The 19,787-nt window shown below is 65.6% G+C and carries 15 protein-coding genes and 4 tRNA genes; 15 read left to right on the top strand and 4 right to left on the bottom strand.

The annotated features are described in order from the left end of the window. The first annotated feature begins 3 nt into the window (after positions 1-3). The 11 genes from XnspCFBP7698_RS01250 to XnspCFBP7698_RS01200 all read left to right on the top strand — a co-directional run bounded on the left by XnspCFBP7698_RS01250 (position 4) and on the right by XnspCFBP7698_RS01200 (position 9,136). A complete protein-coding gene (locus XnspCFBP7698_RS01250; RefSeq protein ID WP_104580689.1) occupies positions 4-459 on the top strand; it encodes a biopolymer transporter ExbD in 456 nt (151 codons plus the stop codon). Continuing rightward, on the top strand, positions 456-2,225 hold the full coding sequence (msbA, locus tag XnspCFBP7698_RS01245; RefSeq protein ID WP_104580688.1) for a lipid A export permease/ATP-binding protein MsbA: 1,770 nt from the start codon (positions 456-458) through the stop codon (positions 2,223-2,225). The genes XnspCFBP7698_RS01250 and msbA overlap by 4 nt, the downstream gene beginning before the upstream one ends. Continuing rightward, positions 2,222-3,259 (top strand): tetraacyldisaccharide 4'-kinase, encoded by a 1,038-nt coding sequence (lpxK, locus tag XnspCFBP7698_RS01240; RefSeq protein ID WP_104580687.1) that lies wholly within the window; start codon positions 2,222-2,224, stop codon positions 3,257-3,259. The genes msbA and lpxK overlap by 4 nt, the downstream gene beginning before the upstream one ends. Positions 3,260-3,559: 300 nt before the next feature. After that, on the top strand, positions 3,560-4,339 hold the full coding sequence (kdsB, locus tag XnspCFBP7698_RS01235; protein WP_104580686.1) for a 3-deoxy-manno-octulosonate cytidylyltransferase: 780 nt from the start codon (positions 3,560-3,562) through the stop codon (positions 4,337-4,339). Then, the gene (locus XnspCFBP7698_RS01230) at positions 4,336-4,800 is read left to right on the top strand and encodes a low molecular weight protein-tyrosine-phosphatase (RefSeq protein ID WP_104580685.1); all 465 of its coding nucleotides are present in this window, start codon (positions 4,336-4,338) and stop codon (positions 4,798-4,800) included. The genes kdsB and XnspCFBP7698_RS01230 overlap by 4 nt, the downstream gene beginning before the upstream one ends. Positions 4,801-4,823: 23 nt before the next feature. Next, positions 4,824-6,242 (top strand): hypothetical protein, encoded by a 1,419-nt coding sequence (locus XnspCFBP7698_RS01225; RefSeq protein WP_199679997.1) that lies wholly within the window; start codon positions 4,824-4,826, stop codon positions 6,240-6,242. Next, positions 6,239-8,095, top strand: coding sequence for an excinuclease ABC subunit UvrC (uvrC, locus tag XnspCFBP7698_RS01220; protein ID WP_104580683.1), 1,857 nt, complete (start codon positions 6,239-6,241; stop codon positions 8,093-8,095). Before XnspCFBP7698_RS01225 ends, uvrC begins: the two co-directional genes overlap by 4 nt. Continuing rightward, positions 8,095-8,727 (top strand): CDP-diacylglycerol--glycerol-3-phosphate 3-phosphatidyltransferase, encoded by a 633-nt coding sequence (gene pgsA, locus XnspCFBP7698_RS01215; RefSeq protein ID WP_047694836.1) that lies wholly within the window; start codon positions 8,095-8,097, stop codon positions 8,725-8,727. Before uvrC ends, pgsA begins: the two co-directional genes overlap by 1 nt. A gap of 36 nt (positions 8,728-8,763) precedes the next feature. Continuing rightward, a tRNA-Gly gene (locus XnspCFBP7698_RS01210) sits at positions 8,764-8,839 on the top strand. Positions 8,840-8,907: 68 nt separating this feature from the next. Then, positions 8,908-8,981: transfer RNA gene (locus tag XnspCFBP7698_RS01205), tRNA-Cys, on the top strand. A 79-nt stretch (positions 8,982-9,060) separates the two neighbouring features. Continuing rightward, positions 9,061-9,136 (top strand) — tRNA-Gly (locus XnspCFBP7698_RS01200). 505 nt (positions 9,137-9,641) lie between these two features. Here the strand turns inward: XnspCFBP7698_RS01200 and XnspCFBP7698_RS01195 are convergent. Then, positions 9,642-9,725 (bottom strand) — tRNA-Leu (locus XnspCFBP7698_RS01195). 140 nt (positions 9,726-9,865) lie between these two features. Between XnspCFBP7698_RS01195 and XnspCFBP7698_RS01190 the strand changes: the two genes are divergently transcribed. Beyond that, positions 9,866-11,158 carry a nucleotide sugar dehydrogenase gene (locus XnspCFBP7698_RS01190; protein ID WP_104580682.1) on the top strand — a complete coding sequence of 431 codons (1,293 nt, stop codon included), beginning with the start codon at positions 9,866-9,868 and terminating at the stop codon, positions 11,156-11,158. On the opposite strand, the gene XnspCFBP7698_RS01185 is transcribed toward XnspCFBP7698_RS01190, so the two are convergent. Continuing rightward, a complete protein-coding gene (locus XnspCFBP7698_RS01185) occupies positions 11,142-12,404 on the bottom strand; it encodes a TIGR03862 family flavoprotein (protein WP_104580681.1) in 1,263 nt (420 codons plus the stop codon). The two genes, XnspCFBP7698_RS01190 and XnspCFBP7698_RS01185, sit on opposite strands and share 17 nt — an antisense overlap. 11 nt (positions 12,405-12,415) lie before the next feature. Further along, a complete protein-coding gene (locus tag XnspCFBP7698_RS01180; RefSeq protein ID WP_047694828.1) occupies positions 12,416-12,847 on the bottom strand; it encodes an FKBP-type peptidyl-prolyl cis-trans isomerase in 432 nt (143 codons plus the stop codon). A 59-nt stretch (positions 12,848-12,906) separates the two neighbouring features. Here XnspCFBP7698_RS01180 and XnspCFBP7698_RS01175 point away from each other — a divergent pair, with 59 nt between their 5' ends. The 3 genes from XnspCFBP7698_RS01175 (at position 12,907) to XnspCFBP7698_RS01165 (ending at position 15,054) form a co-directional block, all read left to right on the top strand. Then, positions 12,907-13,272 (top strand): DUF6164 family protein, encoded by a 366-nt coding sequence (locus tag XnspCFBP7698_RS01175; protein ID WP_047694826.1) that lies wholly within the window; start codon positions 12,907-12,909, stop codon positions 13,270-13,272. Positions 13,273-13,436: 164 nt separating this feature from the next. After that, entirely contained in the window at positions 13,437-14,198 is a 762-nt protein-coding gene (locus XnspCFBP7698_RS01170) for a sulfurtransferase (RefSeq protein ID WP_047694824.1), read from the top strand. A 208-nt stretch (positions 14,199-14,406) separates the two neighbouring features. Continuing rightward, the gene (locus tag XnspCFBP7698_RS01165; protein WP_039409104.1) at positions 14,407-15,054 is read left to right on the top strand and encodes a response regulator; all 648 of its coding nucleotides are present in this window, start codon (positions 14,407-14,409) and stop codon (positions 15,052-15,054) included. A gap of 581 nt (positions 15,055-15,635) precedes the next feature. Here XnspCFBP7698_RS01165 and XnspCFBP7698_RS01160 read toward each other — a convergent pair. Then, positions 15,636-19,385, bottom strand: coding sequence for an Rne/Rng family ribonuclease (locus tag XnspCFBP7698_RS01160; protein ID WP_104580680.1), 3,750 nt, complete (start codon positions 19,383-19,385; stop codon positions 15,636-15,638). Positions 19,386-19,787: the final 402 nt, after the last annotated feature.

The raw sequence follows: 19,787 nt of genomic DNA, 5'->3' as shown, positions 1-19,787 counted from the left end.
CGGATGCGTATCGGCAGTGACCGAAGCCAGGACGAGCCGCACATCGATCTGGTGCCATTGATTGACGTCATCCTCGTCCTCATCATCTTCTTCGTGGTGACCACGACCTTCGACGCACGCTCCACGCTGCAATTGCAGCTGCCCACTGCCAGCGACCAGAACACCGGTGCGCCGCCGCGCGCGCTCAGTGTGCTGGTCAATGCCGATGGCCATTACTTCATCAACGATCAGGAAGTACTGCGCTCGGATGTGGATTCGCTCAAGCAGACCATCGCCCAGATTGCCGGCGATGACCGCGAGCAGACGGTGCTGATGCGCGCCGATGCACGGACGCCGTACCAGGCCGTGGTCACTGCGCAGGATGCGTTGGGGCAGCTCGGCTTCCGGCGCATTGCCATCGCCACGGCGCCCCAGACCGGCAGCGCCGGCACGACACGTACTAACGGAACTCGCCAGTGACCACCTCCACCGACCGCCCGGCGCCAGTTTCGTCCTGGCGCACGTACCGTCGCCTGCTGGCTTTCGCCAAGCCGTACCGGCTGTTGCTGGTCGCCGCACTGATCGCCGCGTTGATCGAAGCGGCAGGCACCACCGGCTTTCTGGCGTTGATGAAGCCGATCACCGACGAAACCTTCATCTACAAGAATGCCGAGGTCAGCCGCTGGTTGCCGGTGCAGATCATCCTGCTGTTTGTGGTGCGTGGGGTGGCCGGCTACATCACCGACATGGCGATGGGCAAATCCGCGCGCAGCATCGCGCGCGATCTGCGCGTCAAGGTGATGGCCAAATACCTGCGCCTGCCTGGCTCGCGGTTCGATTCCGAGCCGGTGCCGTCGATGTTGATCCGTCTGGGCTCGGACTCGGACCAGGTGGCGCAGGCAGCCGTGGATGCGGTCAAGGTGATGATCCAGCAGTCGTTGCAGGTGATCGGCGCGTTGGCGCTGATGCTGTGGCATAGCTGGCAGGTCACCCTGACCATCCTGGTGCTGGCGCCGGTTCTGGCCTGGGTGATGGACAAGGTGGCGCGCCGGTATCGGCGCATCAGCCACAGCATCCAGGAAAGTGGCGCGCACTTGTTGCAGGCCGCCGACCAGACCTTGTCCAGCCACCAGGAGGTCAAGATCTACGGCGCCCAACAGACCGAAATGGAGCGGTATGGCGCGCTGGCCGACCGCAATCTGCGGCTGGCGATGAAGGTCGAATCCACGCGCGGCATTTCCACCGCCACGGTGCAGATGATCGGTGCGATCGGGCTGTCGGCGCTGCTGTTCGTGGCAGGTGCACAGGCCTTGGCCGGGCGGCTGACCGCCGGCGACTTCGTGGTGCTGATGACCTCCATGCTCACGATCATTCCGGGCCTCAAGCAGCTCACCAATGTGCAAAACATGGTGCAGCGTGGGCTGGCCTCGGCCGAGCGCCTGTTTTCGGTGCTCGACAGCCCCGACGAGCCCGATCAGGGAACGGTGCCGCTCAGCCGCGCAAAGGGCTTGATCGAATTTCGCGATGTGACCGCGCGCTATCCCGGCCAGGTGAATCCTGCGCTGGCCGAGGTCAGCTTCGTCGCGCAGCCCGGCACGGTCACCGCGATCGTCGGCCGCTCCGGCAGCGGCAAATCCAGTCTGATCAAGCTGATCCCGCGCTTCTACGAAGCCGAGGCAGGGCAGATCCTGCTCGACGGACATCCGGTGCAGGCCTACGCGCTGGCCGATCTGCGTCGACAGATCGCGCTGGTCGGACAGCAGGTGATGCTGTTCGACGGCAGCATCGCCGACAACGTCGCCTATGGCGAAATGCGCACCGCAGATGCCGGGCAACTGGAGCGTGCGATTCTGGGCGCCAATGCGATGGAGTTCGTCGCGCAATTGCCCGAGGGGCTGCAGTCGCATGTCGGGACGAAGGGCGGTCGCCTGTCGGGCGGGCAGCGGCAGCGCCTGGCGATCGCACGTGCGATGCTCAAGGATGCGCCCATCCTGATTCTGGATGAAGCCACCGCAGCGCTGGACAACGAATCCGAGCGGCTGGTGCAGGATGCCCTGCACAAGCTGATGCCCGACCGCACCACGCTGGTGATCGCACACCGCCTGTCCACCATCGAACATGCCGACCAGGTATTGGTGATGGACCAGGGCCGCATCGTCGAGCGCGGCACCCACAGCGAATTGCTGGCGCAGAGCGGGCTGTATTCGCATCTGCACGGCATGCAGTTCCGCGAACGCCAGGCATGAGCAAGCGCGGCACCCGCACCCCGGGTTATTGGTACGACAACAGCCCGATCCCGCTGGCCGCACGCCTGCTGGCACCGATCTACGCCGCGGCCATTGCGTTGCGGCGCGGCGTCTACCGGCGTGGCTTGCGCAAGCGGCATGGCATCCCGGCGCCGGTGATCGTGGTCGGCAATGTCACCGCTGGAGGCACCGGCAAGACCCCGCTGACCATTGCCCTGGTGTCCAAGTTGCAGGATGCCGGCTGGACGCCCGGCGTGGCCAGCCGCGGCTATGGTCGCGATGACGCAGGCACGGCCCGCTGGGTGGATGCCGATACGCCGGTGGCACTAGGCGGCGACGAGCCGGTCCTGATCGCGTGGAAGACCGGCGCGCGCGTGCGTGTGGACAGCGACCGCGTCGCTGCCGCCAGGGCGCTGGTGGAAGCTGGTTGCGACATCATCGTGTGCGACGACGGTCTGCAGCACTACCGGCTGGCGCGCGACGTGGAGATCGAAGTGGTCGATGGCCAGCGCCGCTACGGCAATGGCCGGCTGCTGCCGGCCGGGCCGCTGCGCGAACCGGCCGCGCGTGCACGCGATTGTGATTTTCGTGTGGTCAATCTGGGCCAGGCCAGCGCTACCGCCGCCCTCCAGGCACCGGACGATTCCGGTTTCGGCGAGTGGCAGATGCGGCTCAGCATCGACAGCGTGCAACCGATGGATGGCAAGCGCGCGCAACCCTTGAGCATGCTGGCCGGGCAGCGCGTGCATGCGGTGGCTGGCATCGCGCACCCGGAGCGGTTCTTTGCAATGCTGCGGGCACGCGGCATTGGCGTGGTGCCGCATGCGTTCCCGGACCATCATGTGTATCGCGCTGCAGATTTCAGCTTCGGCAGTCGCCTGCCGGTGCTGATGACCGAAAAAGATGCGGTGAAGTGCCGGCCATTTGCCGACGAGTGGCTGTACAGCGTGCCGCTAAAGGCGGACCTGCCTGCTGCGTTCTGGGTGAGCCTGCTGGACCGCTTGAACAAGCTGGCGAGCCGCCAGGGCGCATGAACTGCGGCCGTGCGGCGCGGTGTAGCGCGCGAGACGCGGATAGGAGCGTGGGGGCTGGTGCCCAAGTGCGCAGGCATCATCCGCTCCGTGGCAACCACGCACGTCGCAATGCCATCGACGCACTCGCAACACCCCTGCATGTACTGGTGCATGCAGGTCAGCCACTACACTGCGAACCAGCCTGACGTCGGCCCTGTGGCGCGCTGCTGCAGTCATGCAGAAGCGTGTGCTGCGGGCAGGCGCACTGCGATTACCCTGCCGAGGTCCATCCCACCATTCCGCCGTTCAGAGCGCATACGCATGACCAATCCAACGCCTGCCGATTTCGTCGTCGCCATCCCGGCGCGCTACGCGTCCACGCGCTTGCCCGGCAAGCCGCTGCAACGCCTCGGCGATCGTCCGATGATCCAGCATGTGGCCGAGCGGGCGCTGCTGGCCGGCGCGCGCGCGGTCTGGGTGGCCACCGATGATGCGCGGATTGCCGAAGCCATCGCGTACGTGCCGGGCGTGCAGGTGGCCATGACCGGTAGCGAGCACCTCTCCGGTACCGACCGCCTTGCCGAATGCGCGCGCATCGCCGGCTGGGATGCGGACACCTGCGTGGTGAATCTGCAAGGCGACGAGCCCTTTGCGCCTGCCGCCGGCATCCGCGCAGTCGCCGAGCTGCTGCTGCACTCGGGCGCCGACATGGCCACGCTTGCCGCACAGGTAGACACCGCGCACGACCTGTTCGACCCGAACGTGGTGAAGCTGGTGCGCACCGCAGGCGGGGATGCGCTGTATTTCAGCCGCGCGCCGATCCCCTGGCACCGAGACAGCTTCGCCAGCCAACCCGAGCAGCTGCCGGTGGACGGGCAGTGGCTGCGTCATATCGGCATCTACGCGTACCGCGCCGGTTTCCTGCAACGGTTTGCGGCCATGCCGCCGGGCATGCTGGAGCGCCTCGAATCGCTGGAGCAGCTGCGGGTGATGGAGGCCGGCCATCGCATCGCCGTTGCGTTGACGCCGGAGCAGTTTCCGCCGGGTATCGACACGCCCGATGATCTGGCCCGTGCCCAGGCGCGCGTGGCCTCTGCATGAAGCTGTTGATCGTGTGTCTGGGCAATATCTGCCGCTCGCCGATGGGCGAGGGCGCCGTACGCGCGCAGCTGGACGAGGCGCGGCTGTCGCGACGCATCCAGGTCGATTCGGCCGGTACCGGCGACTGGCACGCTGGCGATCCGCCGGACCCGCGCGCCATCCGCTGCGCGCGCGGGCATGGTGTCGACATTTCCGGCCTGCGTGCGCGTCAGGTGCTGCGCGAGGATTTCGAGCATTTCGACTGGCTGCTGTGCGCCGACGGCAACAATCTACGTGATCTGCAACGGATCGCCCCCGCATCGCTGCGCGACAAGGTGGCACTGTGGTTGCCGTGGGCCGGCGTGGACGCACGTGACGACATCCCCGACCCATATACCGGCAGCAGCAAGGATTTCGAGCAGGTCTGGCAACTGGTCGATACCGCCGCGCGGCAGACGGTGGCCAGACTCACCCGAGGCTAATCACGCTTGGGCATAATCACCGCATGAATGCCCAGCTCACCCAGGAACTGCCGGAATTTCCCACCTGGCTCAACGCCAGGCCGTCCACCTTGCAGGAACATCGCGGCCGTGCGCTCGTGCTGGCCTTCATCAACGCCAGCTCGGTATGGTGCGCCGAACGCCTGGCCGAACTGGCGCAATGGCAGGCACGCAGCCCCGGGCGCTTGCAGGTGATCGTGGTGCAGGTGCCGCGCTTCGATAGCGAGCGTCTGCCGCAACGTTCGCTCAAGCAGTTGCGCGGCCACGGCGTCAGCGCGCCGATCCTGCTCGACAAGGACTGGGAAACCTGGCGCCGGTTCAACATCCAGTCCTGGCCCACGCTGGTGTTGTTGGACGCCTACGGGCGCGAGCGCCAGCGCCTGGTCGGCGTCACCGGCGATCTGGACAGGGCGCTGGCCGCCCTGTGCGACGGCCAGCAGCCGCCCTCCGATGCAGACCTGCAGGGCGTGGCCGAGCGCGACCCCGAGCCGCGGTTGGCATTGCGCTTTCCCACCGGCCTGGCCGCAACCGAAGACCGTCTGTACGTCGCCGACACCGGCCACCATCGCGTGCTCGAGTGCACGCATGGCGGGCGTGTGCTGCGTCAGTTCGGACATGGCAACGCCGATCTCATCGATGGCGGCATCGGCGAAGCCGCATTCCGCCGCCCGCAAGGCCTGGCACTGGAACGCGACCAGCTCTACGTCGCCGATACCGGCAACCACGCGTTACGGCGCATCAACCTGCGCAGCGGGCAGGTGGACACCCTGTGCGGCACCGGTCGCTCGGGCGAGCCGGTCGAAGGGCCGCTGGCGTTCGCCGGCGCGTCCGCTCTGAACTACCCGCAGGGTCTGGCCGTTGCCGACAACCAGGTGTTGATCGCCATGGCCGGCGATAACCGCATCTGGAGCTACGACCTGGGTCGCGCGGCATTGAGTGCGCGCGCCGGCACCGGCTCCCTTGAAATCCGCGATGGCAGCGGCCATCTCGCAGCTTTCGCGCAACCCGCAGGATTGGCGGCAGTGCAGCAAGTGGCGTACGTCTGCGATGGGCTGGGCTCGTCGATCCGCACCATGCAGTTGCGCGGTGACCTAGTGCAGACCCTGGTCGGCGGGCAGGGCCTGTGGCAGTTTGGCGATGAGGACGGGCCGCGCGGCACCGCGCAGTTGCAGTTTCCGCAGGCCATCGCGCTGGCCGCCGACTCGCCATTGCTGTGGATCGCCGACACCGGCAACGGCCGCCTGCGCTGCCTGCGCCTGGGCGGCGGCGAGCTGACCACGGTCGAGCTGCCGCGGCGCCTGCATGGCCCGGCCGGTCTGGCGGTGGCCGCCGGTGCGGTCTGGATTGCCGAAACCGATGCCCATGCCGTGCTGCGTTACGACCTGGCAAGCGGCGCACTGAGTGATGTTGCGATAGACGAATGAACGCAAGGCCCCAAGCCGATTTCGATGGAAAAGCGTTTGCTGCGCAGCTGAGCACCGCGCCCGGCGTCTACCGCATGTATGCGGCCGACGACACCTTGCTGTACGTCGGCAAGGCCGGCGCGCTGCGCAAGCGCGTGGGCAGCTATTTCAACGGCACGCCGAAGAATGCACGGCTGACCTCGATGCTGTCGCAGGTGGCGCGCATGGACGTCACCGTGACCCGCAGTGAGGCCGAAGCGCTGCTGCTGGAAAACCAGCTCATCAAGTCGCTGTCGCCGCGCTACAACGTGTCCTTGCGCGATGACAAGAGCTACCCGTACGTGCTGCTCACGCGCGAGGACTGGCCGCGGATCGCCTTGCATCGTGGCCCGCGTGCCGTGCAGGGGCGCTACTTCGGCCCGTACACCGGCGTGACCGGCGTACGTGAGACGCTGAGCCTGATGCACAAGCTGTTCAAGTTGCGCAGTTGCGAAGACAGCGTGTTCCGTAACCGCTCGCGGCCCTGTCTGCAGTATCAGATCGGCCGTTGCAGTGGCCCATGCGTGGATCTGGTGGCCGCGCCCGATTACGCCGAATCGGTGCGCCGCGCCACCATGTTTCTGGAAGGCAAGAGCGACCAGCTCGGCGAAGAGATCATGCATTCGATGCAGCAGGCCAGCGAAGCGCTGGAATTCGAGCGTGCTGCGCGCCTGCGCGATCTGTTGTCGTCGTTGCGCAGCATGCAGAACCGCCAGTACGTCGATGGCCGCGCCGCCGACCTGGATGTGCTGGCCTGCGCCACGCAGTCCAGCCAGGCCTGCGTGCTGCTGCTGAGCTTCCGCGATGGCCGCAACCTGGGCACGCGCTCGTTCTTTCCCAAAACCAACGGTGAGGACAGCGCCGACGAGATTCTCGGCGCATTCGTATCGCAGTATTACGCCGAGCATTCGCCGCCGCGCGAGATCCTGCTGGATCGCGAAATCCCCGAGGCCGAACTGATCGAAGCCGCACTCAGCGCCGCTGCCGAACACAAGGTCGCGCTGAAGTGGAACGTGCGCGGCGAGCGTGCCGGCTATCTGCTGCTGGCGACCCGCAACGCGCAGCTGACGCTGGTGACCGAGCTCACCAGCCAGAGCGCGCAGCACGCTCGCAGCGAAGCACTGCGCGAAATGCTCGGACTTGCCGAACCGGTCAAGCGGGTGGAGTGCTTCGACATCAGCCACACCATGGGCGAAGCCACCGTCGCGTCGTGCGTGGTATTCGATGCCAGCGGCCCGGTGCGCGGCCAGTATCGGCGCTTCAATATTTCCGGCATCACCCCGGGCGACGACTACGCCGCGATGCGGCAGGCGATCGAGCGGCGGTTCCGGCGCGCGGTGGAAGAAAACGGCGTGCTGCCCGATGTGCTGTTGATCGACGGCGGTGCCGGCCAGCTGGCCCAGGCCCAGGCCGCACTGGCCGACCTGGGCGTCGAGAACGTGCTGCTGGTGGGCGTTGCCAAGGGCGAGGAGCGCAGGGCAGGGCACGAGGCGCTGATCATGGCCGACGGCCGCGAGCTGCGCCCAGGCGCGGCGTCGCCGGCGCTGCAGTTCATCCAGCAGGTGCGTGACGAAGCGCACCGCTTTGCCATCACCGGTCACCGCGGACGCCGCCAGAAGGCGCGCATGACCAGCAAGCTCGAGGATATCCCCGGTATCGGGCCGCGACGTCGCGCCAGCCTGCTCAAGCATTTCGGCGGTCTGGTCGGCCTCAAGGCCGCTGGCGAGGCCGAGATCGCGCGGGTGGACGGAGTCAACGCCGCACTTGCCGCGCGAATCTACGCTAACCTGCACGGGCTGGCGCTTCCCGATGCGGCAGGCGAGTCGAGTCCGTAATGAAGTTGACCATCCCCACGTGGCTGACACTGCTGAGGATCCTGATGATCCCGGTGCTGGTCGTGGTGTTCTACCTGCCGTACACCTGGACAAATTTTGCGTCCGCCGGCGTGTTCGCGCTGGCTGCCATCACCGACTGGCTGGATGGCTGGGTCGCGCGGCGCTATCACCAGTATTCCGCGTTCGGCGCGTTTCTGGACCCGGTTGCCGACAAGTTGATGGTCGCAGTGGCGTTGTTCCTGATCGTGCAGGGTCATCCCACCCCGTGGATGGCGTTCTGGGCGGCAGTGATCGTCGGCCGCGAGATCGCCGTCTCCGCGCTGCGCGAGTGGATGGCCGAGATCGGGCAGCGTGCCAAGGTGCGCGTGGCCGTGATCGGCAAGGTCAAGACCACCGCGCAGATGGTGGCGTTGCTCTGCCTGCTGTATTCGGTCACGCCGGGGCAGATGCCGACGCACGAAATCTGGTTGGGCAATCTGATCTTCCGTGCTGGTTACTGGACGCTGGCAATCGCCGCGCTGCTGACGCTGTGGTCGGGTTTCCAGTACCTGCAGGCGGCCTGGCCGAGCCTGCGTGCCGACGAAAAAGCCGCAATCAGCAACAAGCCGAAAAAAATCGAAAGCAACAGTTGACACCTATGCTGTTCGCTGTAGAATTTCGCCTCCCAAGCGGGAATAGCTCAGTTGGTAGAGCGCAACCTTGCCAAGGTTGAGGTCGCGAGTTCGAGTCTCGTTTCCCGCTCCAGTTAGTGACAAGGCTCCCGTGTCGGGGCCTCGTTGTTTCAAGGCAGGATGCCTTGGGTTAGATGTTTCGGCCTGGTGGTAGAGTGGTTATGCAGCGGACTGCAAATCCGCGTACGCCGGTTCAATTCCGGCCCAGGCCTCCACATCGCATGCGCTTTTTCGCATCGGCAACGATGACAGGGCTAGCGCAACGAAGTGACAAGCTGTACAATTTATCTTCACGCGGGAATAGCTCAGTTGGTAGAGCGCAACCTTGCCAAGGTTGAGGTCGCGAGTTCGAGTCTCGTTTCCCGCTCCAAATTCAGAACCCTGGATATCAGATGATATCCAGGGTTTTTTATTTGAGCGATGGCGTAGTGGGCGCTGCCTGATGTGGACTTGCGGGCGCCTACGCGGCAACGCATTGCGCTGGTGCCGCTCTCTGCATCCCTGCGCGCATAAGCAATCTTGCCCCGATACGTCGTTATGCAGCCTTACATCAGCAAGCCGACGCATACCGAGTAGCGGTAGCCGCTTTCTGCCTCGACTGGATCTTGGATGCCGTTCGGGTTGTATGCCTAGTCACCAAGCGTGGCGCCGACGCTTGTGACGTGGATGACTGCGAAAAGGGGCAGTGCCGATTGACAGAATGCCAACGCAGCTCATCGCCGCTATGGCCTGCTTCTCAGCATGAGATGAGCAGCTACAGTTGCAGACAGTGAAAGCACGTCACGTTGAGCTGTCGCGAAGTCAACTCGGTCTGCTATCGGATGACGGTGCCTGACGTCATCGGTGCAGCAGCAGACCTACGCTGCGGTGGGATGTGCCCGGGGCGGGGGTCGAACCCGCATAGCCTCACAGCTGAGGGATTTTAAGTCCCTTGCGTCTACCAATTTCGCCACCCGGGCATTGCGATAGCGTGCCTGATTGCGCGGCGATTGTGAATCTCCAGACGAAGATCGTGCCAACTGCCGGTCCAAATCCCGCGTGCGCTATGCTGCCGCCGCACAGCTGCGCGGCAACCGATCGCGCGATCCCGAGGAATTGCATGTCCGGCACCCCGCTTGTCCCACCGCAGTACGCCCGCATCGCCGTCATCGGGCTGGGCTATGTCGGCCTGCCACTGGCAGTGGCGTTCGGCGAGCAGCGCGACACACTGGGTTTCGACATCGACGCGCAGCGGGTTGCGCAGCTGCGCGAAGGGCACGATGCCACGCTGGAACTGGACGATGGCGAACTGGCTGCGGCTACGCAGCTTCGCTATAGCGCGGCCGCGGAGGACCTGGCGACGTGCAGCATCTTTATCGTCACCGTCCCGACGCCGATCGATAGTTTCGAACAGCCGGACCTGGAACCGTTGCGCAGCGCCACCAGGTTGATCGCTGCCGCGCTCAAGCCGGGCGATCTGGTGATCTACGAGTCGACCGTCTACCCGGGCACCACCGAAGAAGTCTGTGTGCCGTTGCTGGAAGCGGTGTCCGGCCTGCGTTTCAATACCGATTTTTTCTGTGGCTACAGTCCGGAGCGGGTCAATCCAGGCGACCGGCAACGCCGGCTGCGCGATATCCGCAAAATCACCTCCGGCTCGACGCCACAGGCAGCCGATGCGGTCGATGCGCTGTATACCAGCATCATCACCGCCGGCACCTGGCGTGCGTCGTCGATGCGTGTGGCCGAAGCGGCCAAGGTGGTGGAGAACATCCAGCGCGACGTCAACATCGCGCTGGTCAACGAGCTGGCGTTGATCTTCGACAAGCTCGGCATCGACACGCTCGATGTGCTGGAAGCGGCAGGCACCAAATGGAATTTCCTGCCATTTCGCCCCGGCCTGGTAGGCGGGCATTGCATCGGGGTGGACCCGTACTACCTGATGCACAAATCCGAAAGCGTGGGCTACCACCCCGACCTCATTCACACCGCGCGGCAAGTCAACAATCGCGTGGGCCGGCACGTGGCAGAGCGGGTATGCGGCATGCTGGCGATGCGCGGCGTTGCGCTCGCGCAGGCGAGGGTGCTGGTATTGGGTGCCACCTTCAAGGAAAACTGCCCGGACCTGCGCAACAGCCGTGCCCTGGAGCTGGTGCAATTGCTGCAGGCGGCCGGCGTGCAGGTCGACACCTGCGATCCTTGGGCCGACCCGGCAGAGGCGCTGCTGCATGCCGGCGTGCAGTTATGCGAAGCCCCGGAGGAGGGCGCCTACGACGCTGTCGTGCTGGCGGTGGCGCATGCCCAGTATCGCGACTACGACGCCCATCGCATTGCTGCACTGGGCAAGCCAGGTGCGGTGGTCTACGACGTCAAATCGGTGTGGCCGCGCGTGGCCGTCAGTGATCGGCTGTAAGTTGATTGCCGTGCTGCTTTAGCCACTCGATCGCACCAGACGCAGCGCGATGCCCGCTGGCGAAGCAGGCGGTCAGCAGATAGCCGCCGGTCGGTGCTTCCCAGTCCAGCATTTCGCCAGCACAGAACACGCCGGGGCGCGCCAGCGCCATCAACTGCGCGTCCAGGGCTTCCAGTTCCACGCCACCGGCCGAGCTGATCGCCTCTGCGAGCGGGCGCGGCCGCAGCAGCCGCAGCGGGAGTTGCTTGAGCGTGCGTGCCACCAACGCCGAATCGTCGCCGGCCTGTTTGCCGAGCAGTTCATAGACCAGCGCGGCCTTGACGCCCTCGATACCGATTTGGCGGCGCAGATGTTCGCTGAAACTACGCCCCTTGCGCGGCCTGGCCAACTCGGCGCCAACGCGCTCCAGCGAACGGTCGGGTAGCAGATCCAGCACCAATTCGGTTGTGCCATGCGCCTCGATCTGCGTACGCAGCTCGGCCGCGATGGCATAGATCAGGCTGCCCTCGATCCCGGTTTCAGTGATCACGCATTCGCCCTGCAGCGCGTGCTGCACGCCCGTGCTGTCGCGCCAATGCGCGACCACCGGTTTGAGTGGTGCGCCCGCATGCCGTTGCGCGAAATGCGCACTCCAGTCGAGATCGAAGCCGCAGTTGGCCGGCACCAAGTGGCGCACGGCGATGCCGTGCTGTTGCAGCGGGGCCTGCCAGGCGCCATCGGAGCCGAGCTGCGGCCAACTGCCGCCACCCAGTGCCAGCACCGTTGCATCCGCCTGGAGATCGATAGCGCCGTCAGGTGTGGAAAATCGCAGCGCACCGTCAGCGTTCCATCCCAGCCAGCGATGCTGCACATGAAAGGTAACGCCCTGGTCCTTGAGGCGACGCACCCAGCCGCGCAGCAAGGGCGCAGCCTTGCGGTCGATCGGAAACACCCGCCCGGAGCTGCCGACATAGGTTTCCACGCCCAGCTCGCGCGCCCAGGCGCGCAATGCATCGGCATCGAACTCCTGCAGCCACGCCGCCACCATCGGCGTGCGCTCACGATAGCGCTGGGCGAACAGCGGCATCGGATCGGAGTGGGTGAGATTGAGTCCGCCCTTGCCGGCGATCAGGAATTTGCGCCCCACCGAGCCTTTCGCCTCGTACAGATCCACGGCGATCCCGGCAGCACACGCCACTTCGGCAGCCATCAATCCCGCAGGCCCGCCGCCAATGACCGTCAGCCGCGGTCTGCTCGCATCCATCATCACTTTCGCACTCAGCGCGGCTGCACGCCGAGCAATTCCACATCGAACACCAGCGAAGCGCCCGGGGGTATGACACCGCCTGCGCCGTTGTCGCCGTAGCCGTAGTCCGGGGGAATCATCAAGGTGCGCTTGCCGCCCACGCGCATCCCGGCAACGCCTTCGTCCCAACCGCGGATCACCTGGCGGCCACCCAGCACGAACTGGAACGGCTCGGCGCGATCCAGCGAACTATCGAACTTCTTGCCGTGTTTGTCGGCCGCCTTTTCGTCGTACAGCCAGCCGGTGTAATGCACCGTCACCAGGGAACCGGGCGTGGCCTCCGCGCCGGTACCGGCAGTACGGTCGATCCGCTCGAAGCTGGCGATGGTGCCGCCGGAAGGCGGCAGGGCGGGCGCACAGCTGGCAAGCAGCAGGGCGGCACAGAGCGTCAGCACAAGGCGCATGGGTATGTCCGTGAAGGAAGGCCGCCATTATCGCACCTGGCTCCCGGTATCATCGTCCCATGGCCAAGCTGCTGCTCAACCTGCGCAATGTCCCCGACGACGAGGCCGACGAGGTGCGGGCGCTGATGCGCGAGCACCTGGTACAGATCTACGAAACGCGGCCCAGCAACTGGGGGATCTCCGCAGGCGGTATCTGGCTCAGCGACGATGCGGACCATGCACGCGCCAAGGCCTTGCTGGGTGCCTACCAAGCACAGCGCGGCGCGATCGCACGCGCCCAGCGCCAGGAGGCGATTGCCGCCGGCACCGCAGAAACCTTTGGCGCATTACTGCGCAAACGCCCGGTCTTCGTGATTGCCACGCTACTGGGCATGCTGGTCGTGGCCTCGTTGGTGTTGCTGCCGTTTCTGCTGTTGCGCGGCTGATCGGCCCGGGGCTGGGACCGATCTGACTGAAATCGCGGCAGATCCAACGCCTCTGCCATCGAGCAGCGCGCCGCTTGCCGCCGCGCCGCGCCGCGCCGTTCCGTAGCACGCTCGATCTTGTCCAGGCGCTCGCTAGCTCGGGCCTGCCGCCTTAAAATAGCCGCATGATTACCAATACTGCGGCTTACCACTTCGTCGCCATCCAGGACCCGCAGCCGCTGGCCGACAGCGTGCTGGCGCAGGCCGAACAGCACCTGCTGAAGGGCTCGGTGCTGGTGGCCGAGGAGGGCATCAATCTCTTTCTGGCGGGCGAGGCGGACCGGATTGACGCGTTCTACCTGTGGTTGCAGTCAGACAGCCGCTTTGCGCACATGCGCATCAAGTACAGCCAGAGCACGCATCAGCCCTTTGCGCGGCTCAAGGTAAAGGTCAAGCCGGAGATCATCAGCTTCCGTCGCCAGGATGCATCGCCACTGCCGGGCCGTGCGCCTGCAGTGAGCCCCGCAGTGTTGCGGGAGTGGATGCGCACTGGCCACGATGATCGTGGTCGCCCGCTGGTGCTGCTGGACACGCGCAATGCGCAGGAAGTGGCCTATGGCACGTTTCATGGCGCCCTGACCTTGCCGATCGACAAGTTCACCGACCTGCCTGCAGCCCTTGAGCCGCACCGCGCCGCGTTGGCCGATGCCACGGTGGTGAGCTTCTGCACCGGCGGTATCCGTTGCGAAAAGGCCGCTGTCTGGATGCAGGCCGAGGGCATGGACAACGTGCTGCAGTTGGAGGGCGGCATCCTGGGCTATTTCGAGGAAGTCGGCGGCGAAGGCTACGACGGCCGCTGTTTCGTCTTCGATGAGCGCGTTGCACTGGACCCGCAATTGCGGCCGCTGGTGGACGACGCGCGGACCACCGAGCCAGGAAAAGTCTGACCGGGCACGACTGGGTTGCCCGATGCAGCCGGCATTGCAGGCGCTCGCATCATGTCAACACACTGCACTACAGGACCGACGCGTGGTACTACACGTCGGAATGCGTGCAGTTCGCTCTAACTTGAGCGTAATACGTTGCATCGAGCTTGCCCTGAATTATTCACGGAGCTAGGCTGCATCAGCCAGCCGCACAGCGAGGACAACAAGGATGACCATCAGAGTTTTTCTGATCGACGATCATGCACTCGTGCGTACCGGCATGAAGATGATCCTGTCCAAGGAAGTGGACGTCGATGTGGTGGGTGAGGCAGAGAGCGGTGAAGCCGCCTTGCCGCAGGTTCGTCAACTCAAGCCCGATATCGTGCTGTGCGATCTGCACCTGCCCGGCGTGAGCGGTCTTGAAATCACCGAGCGCATCGTCAAGGGTGATTACGGCACGCGCGTGATCATCGTCTCCGTACTCGAAGATGGTCCGCTGCCCAAGCGCTTGCTCGAAGCCGGTGCGTCCGGCTACGTGGGCAAGGGGGGCGATGCGCATGAATTGCTGCGCGCGGTACGCGAGGTGGCGTTGGGGCGGCGTTATCTGGGCAACACGATTGCGCAGAATCTGGCGCTGTCCAATCTCGAAGGTGGCGGCTCCCCCTTCGATGCGTTGTCGCCACGCGAGCTGGAGGTGGCCTTGTTGCTGACCCAGGGCCTGCGCCAGGAAGACATCGCCAAGCGCCTGAATCTCAGTGCCAAGACCATCAATACGCACAAGGCGCGTCTGTTCGAAAAGGTCGGCATCCAGGACAACATCGCGTTGGCCCGTCTGGCCAATCAATACGGCCTGACCGATCCTGCCCGCACGATGTGACGCCTGGCCGTCGCTCGTTGAGCACTGCGCTGCATGGGTTCAATCGGTCAGGTTTCCGGTTCCAAAGTGCGTAAAGCTGGCTGGCGCCCTGGATCCGCTGGCGAAGGCTTGTAAGCGGTTATCGCAGCACGCAGCGCAGGGCGAGGCGATTCCGCTGATGCAAACGCAGCGCGCGGCGCAGGACAAGGCGATTCCGTTGACTCAGGCAGCGCCTACACGCCGAAAAAGCGTCCATCGCAGCAAGCGACAGGACATCAGGACTGGCAGGTGGTCAAGCGATGGCCTGCAGCCACGACGTAGCGCGGCGCCTGCTGCACTCCGGGAGTTCTCACGACAAGAGCGCTGAAGTCGCTTCAGGCTCGATCAGCATCCGCTGGCCCGCACAGATGTAGCCGCTGCAGGGCACGGCTGTGTGAGCAGGCTCTCGGTGTGATGTGCGAACGAGAGTGGCCTGCGCTGGTGTTGTTCTTTCAGCGCTATCAGCACCACACGCGCAAAAAAACACAGCGGCCCGAAGGCCGCTGTGTCTTGACGCTTCCTGACCGGCTAATGCAGGTCAGGTAGTGCGGCCGGCGTAACGATCAGTGCTGGTCACGCGGCTTGTCGGCGTCACCATCTTCCTTGGAAGCACCCTCGGCATCGGCATCGGCATCGGCATCAGCCGACGACGCTGCAGGCTTGGACGCTTCGGAGACAACAACGGTCGCCTTCGGCGCGTCGGCTTCCGGTCGCTGCGTGGCTGCAGGCGCTACCGCTGCCGGCTGCGTTTGCTGCGCCTTGGGCGGGACCGGCGTAGCAGGTGTTGCAGGTGTTGAATCGTCCTTGGGGGCCAGTGCGTCCAGCATGGTCGTCTGCACCGGCGCGTAGGGCTTGCGTACCGGGGCGGGTGCTTCATCTGCAACAGGCGTCTGCGGCACCGTCGTGGTCGAGGTCACTGCGACATCGACGGACGGAACGACTGCACCGGTCTGCTCGGCATGCGGTGCCTTGGCGGTCACCACGGCGGCCTGCGCAGAAGGAGCGGTTGATGCGGCCGCTGCAGGAGCAGCCTGCTCTGCCGTCACCGACGTCGATGCCGACGGCTTGGCAGGCTCCCGCTGCGCTGCCGACGTTTCCGGCACGGTTGCGGTGAGGCGGTCCGGCGTACCGGCCGAGGACGCTGCGGCATCAGTCGACGCCTTGGGGACCGGCGTCGGCTGCGTGACAGCGGTCGGCTCGCTCGTCGACGACGGTGCAGCAGCTGGCGCGACCGGCTCGGTGACAGCCGCCGGTGCGGCAGGCGCTGCCGCGCTACCCGGTGTGGCCGTCACCGCAGGTACCTCGGCAGCGGGCGAGGGCACAGTGGCGTCAACCGCCACTGGTGCCGAGCTGGCGGCCGGCGTTGCCTCGGTTGCCGACGCCTGCTTGGCGATCGGGGCCGGAGCTGCGGGCGAGGTCGCAGTGACCTCTTGCGAGCTCGCTTGAGTCGCTGCTGCCGGAGCAGATGCAGTCCGCACCGGCGCTGCCGCGACGGCAGCGTCATTGCGTGCCCGCTCCGCTGCTGCGGCAGCCGGGGCTGTGGCTTGCTGCTCGAACGAAGGTGCCGCGTTGGACACCGGCGCCGTCGTCGCGGTGGTATCGCTGCCCGACTGGGTTTCCGCACGTTCCTTGGGAACCGGGCGTGGTTTCACCGGTGCCGCAGCGTCGGGCTCGGGCCTGGTGCGAGCGGCCGGCGCGGGAGCGTCGTCATCGAAGTCGAACTCCGGCTGACCCGCACGCGGAGCGGCAGATGCCTGGCCCTGCGTATTGGCTTCGTCGCCGTCGTTGTCGCCTTCCAGATCACCATCAACATCGCCATCGAGATCATCCGTCTCCAGACCATCCACATTGCTGCCACCCTCACCGTTTGCGCCGGCGCCACGACGACGACGACGGCCGCCGCGACGACCGCGGCGGCGACGGCTTCCACCTTCGCCATTAGCCGCATCATCGCCCGCGCCTTGCTGGCCGGGAGCATCCGCAACCGCATCACTGCCGCGATCGGCCGTGGATTCGCTCACCACAACCTCGACCGGGTGCGCCTGGGTCGCCTCAGCCGTGCTGGTCTGCACGGTGGCAGGCGCAGCGGTTTCAGCGATGGCTGCAACCACACCCGTCGTCGTTGCACTTGCTGCCGTCGAGGTCAGGGTCTGCGCCGAGGCGGTCCCTTCATCCTGACGTGCAGGACGCGGCTGCCGCTCGGACGGTGCGCCATCCTGCTGTGCAGGTGCACGTGGCGGACGGGGCGCCTGGTTCTGCTGCTTGGGCTTCTGCTGCTGCGGCTGCGGCTGTTGCTGCTTCGGTGCCTGCGACTCGTTGCGCGGCGGCTTGGGCGCCTGCACCTGCTGCTGGGCCTGGGCGCCGTTTTGCGCGGCCTGGCCGTTCTGGCCATTGGCCGGCTGGCGGCGCTCGTCGCGACGTTCCTTGTTGGCGCCGTTGCCATTGCCGCGCTGATTGCCGTTGCCGCCATTGCGGGCATCGCGTCCGTCACGGCGTTGGCCGCCACGTTCACCGCGCTCGTTACGTGGATTACGGCCGGCATCGTTCTGCCGCGGGCGCTGGGTCGTCTCGGGCGCTGGCGCGATCGGCTCGACCCCGCCGAAGATGCGCTTCAACCAACCAACCACACCAGTGACCGGCGCCGGGATTGGCACCGTCACCACCGGGACCGGTACCGCGACGGGCGCCACCGGGGCAGGGGCCTCTTCACGCACAGGCGCCGGCTGGCTCGGCTTGATCGAGGTCACCGCCGGGGCCGCCGGGATGTTCAACTGCGCCTTGGTCAGCGCATGCACCGGCAGCTTGCGCGGGGTGCCGCGCTGGTAGCTCGGCTTGCCGCTGTCTTCGCCCAGCTCGTTTTCGCGCAGGCGGGTGACTTCGTAGTGCGGGGTGTGCAGCTGCTCGTCGGCGACAATGATGATCGGCGACTCGTGGCGCTGCTCGATCTCACGCAGCGCGCTGCGCTTTTCGTTGAGCAGGTAGTTGGCGATTTCCACCGGGGCCTGGACCAGCACCTGCCCGGTGTTTTCCTTCATGGCGTGCTCTTCGGCCACGCGGATGATCGACAGCGACAGCGACTCGACACTGCGCATGCGGCCATGGCCGTCGCAACGCGGGCACACGATCTGGCTGGATTCGCCCAGGCTTGGACGCAGGCGCTGGCGGCTCATTTCCATCAAGCCGAAGCGCGAGATACGGCCAAGCTGCACGCGGGCGCGGTCGTACTTGAGCGCGTTCTGCAGCTTGTTTTCGACTTCGCGCTGGTGCTTGGACGAGGCCATGTCGATGAAGTCGATCACCACCAGGCCACCCAGGTCGCGCAAGCGCAACTGGCGTGCCACTTCTTCGGCCGCTTCCAGATTGGTCTGGAACGCGGTCTCTTCGATATCGCTGCCCTTGGTGGCGCGCGAGGAGTTCACGTCGACGGCGGTCAGCGCTTCGGTCTGGTCCACCACGATCGAGCCGCCCGAGGGCAGGCGCACGTTGCGCTCGTAGGCGCCTTCGATCTGCGATTCGATCTGGAAGCGATTGAACAGCGGGATGTCGTCGGTGTAATGCTTGAGCTTGCGCAGACTCTGCGGCATCACCTGCTTCATGAATTCCTGGGCGTCGGCATACAGCTCCGGCGTATCGACCAGGATTTCGCCCACATCGGCGCGCAGGTAGTCGCGTAGGGCGCGGATGATCAGGCGCGATTCCTGGTAGATCAGGAAGGCGGCCGGCTTGCTCAGCGCGGCCTCGGCGATCGCCTTCCAGGTCTGCAGCAGGTAGTCCAGATCCCACTGCAGTTCTTCGGCGTCACGCCCCACACCGGCGGTGCGGATGATCACGCCCATGTCGTCGGGGATGTCGAGCTTGTCCAGCGCTTCCTTCAACGCGGCGCGGTCTTCGCCCTCGATCCGGCGCGAGACGCCACCGGCGCTCGGCGAATTGGGCATCAGCACCATGTAGCGGCCGGCCAGCGATATGAACGTGGTCAGGGCGGCGCCCTTGTTGCCGCGTTCTTCCTTGTCGACCTGCACCACGATTTCCTGGCCTTCGCGCAGCAGCTCGCGAATGGTCGACTTGTTATGGTCGACGCCGGCCTGGAAATAGTCGCGGGAGATTTCCTTCAGCGGCAGGAAGCCATGGCGCTCGGCGCCATAGTCCACGAACGCCGCTTCCAGAGAAGGCTCGAGCCGGGTGATGCGGCCCTTGTAGATGTTGGATTTCTTTTGTTCCTTGGACGGCTGTTCGATGTCGATGTCGTACAGGGTCTGGCCGTCCACAATCGCCACGCGCAGCTCTTCGGCCTGCGTTGCGTTGATCAGCATTCGCTTCATTGTTGCGTTCCTCACGCGCTCTACCGCGCGGAACGCCGTGACGTTTCGCCTCTGGAACAGCTTGTCGGCCCTTCGCGCAACGCGCGGACAGGCCTGACCAGGGTTTCCAGCGCTGCAACACCACGGCATGCCGCGGGAGCGCTTGTCTTTAGGTTTTATAGGTGTTTCAGGGCCGGCAGCCGCGTCCGGACGAACCGGGGCAGCGCACGGGACATGTTCAGCGCAACGGTCAAAGACCGCCGGCGATGGCCGGGTAGGCCGGTGAGCCGCTAACATGGCCGCCCCTGGAGCGGTGGTCGCGCACTGTGCCGGAATCATCGGAAGTCAGGCTTCTGGCCAATCAACTTCCAACGAAATCAAACCCTTATCTCGCTCGCCGAGTGTAACAGAATA

Source organism: Xanthomonas sp. CFBP 7698 (assembly GCF_003600855.1).
Classification (GTDB): domain Bacteria; phylum Pseudomonadota; class Gammaproteobacteria; order Xanthomonadales; family Xanthomonadaceae; genus Xanthomonas; species Xanthomonas cannabis.
The sequence above is the reverse complement of the archived record's forward strand: the minus strand, read 5'-3'. Positions and strand labels throughout refer to the sequence as shown.

Coding starts and splice junctions, on each gene's coding strand:
- XnspCFBP7698_RS01165 (WP_039409104.1), top strand. CDS start 14,407: ATGACCATCAGAGTTTTTCTGATCGACGATCATGCACTCGTGCGTACC.
- XnspCFBP7698_RS01160 (WP_104580680.1), bottom strand. CDS start 19,385: ATGCTGATCAACGCAACGCAGGCCGAAGAGCTGCGCGTGGCGATTGTG.
- XnspCFBP7698_RS01185 (WP_104580681.1), bottom strand. CDS start 12,404: ATGATGGATGCGAGCAGACCGCGGCTGACGGTCATTGGCGGCGGGCCT.
- uvrC (WP_104580683.1), top strand. CDS start 6,239: ATGAACGCAAGGCCCCAAGCCGATTTCGATGGAAAAGCGTTTGCTGCG.
- XnspCFBP7698_RS01225 (WP_199679997.1), top strand. CDS start 4,824: ATGAATGCCCAGCTCACCCAGGAACTGCCGGAATTTCCCACCTGGCTC.
- XnspCFBP7698_RS01230 (WP_104580685.1), top strand. CDS start 4,336: ATGAAGCTGTTGATCGTGTGTCTGGGCAATATCTGCCGCTCGCCGATG.
- XnspCFBP7698_RS01250 (WP_104580689.1), top strand. CDS start 4: ATGCGTATCGGCAGTGACCGAAGCCAGGACGAGCCGCACATCGATCTG.
- kdsB (WP_104580686.1), top strand. CDS start 3,560: ATGACCAATCCAACGCCTGCCGATTTCGTCGTCGCCATCCCGGCGCGC.
- XnspCFBP7698_RS01180 (WP_047694828.1), bottom strand. CDS start 12,847: ATGCGCCTTGTGCTGACGCTCTGTGCCGCCCTGCTGCTTGCCAGCTGT.
- XnspCFBP7698_RS01175 (WP_047694826.1), top strand. CDS start 12,907: ATGGCCAAGCTGCTGCTCAACCTGCGCAATGTCCCCGACGACGAGGCC.
- lpxK (WP_104580687.1), top strand. CDS start 2,222: ATGAGCAAGCGCGGCACCCGCACCCCGGGTTATTGGTACGACAACAGC.
- XnspCFBP7698_RS01190 (WP_104580682.1), top strand. CDS start 9,866: ATGTCCGGCACCCCGCTTGTCCCACCGCAGTACGCCCGCATCGCCGTC.
- pgsA (WP_047694836.1), top strand. CDS start 8,095: ATGAAGTTGACCATCCCCACGTGGCTGACACTGCTGAGGATCCTGATG.
- XnspCFBP7698_RS01170 (WP_047694824.1), top strand. CDS start 13,437: ATGATTACCAATACTGCGGCTTACCACTTCGTCGCCATCCAGGACCCG.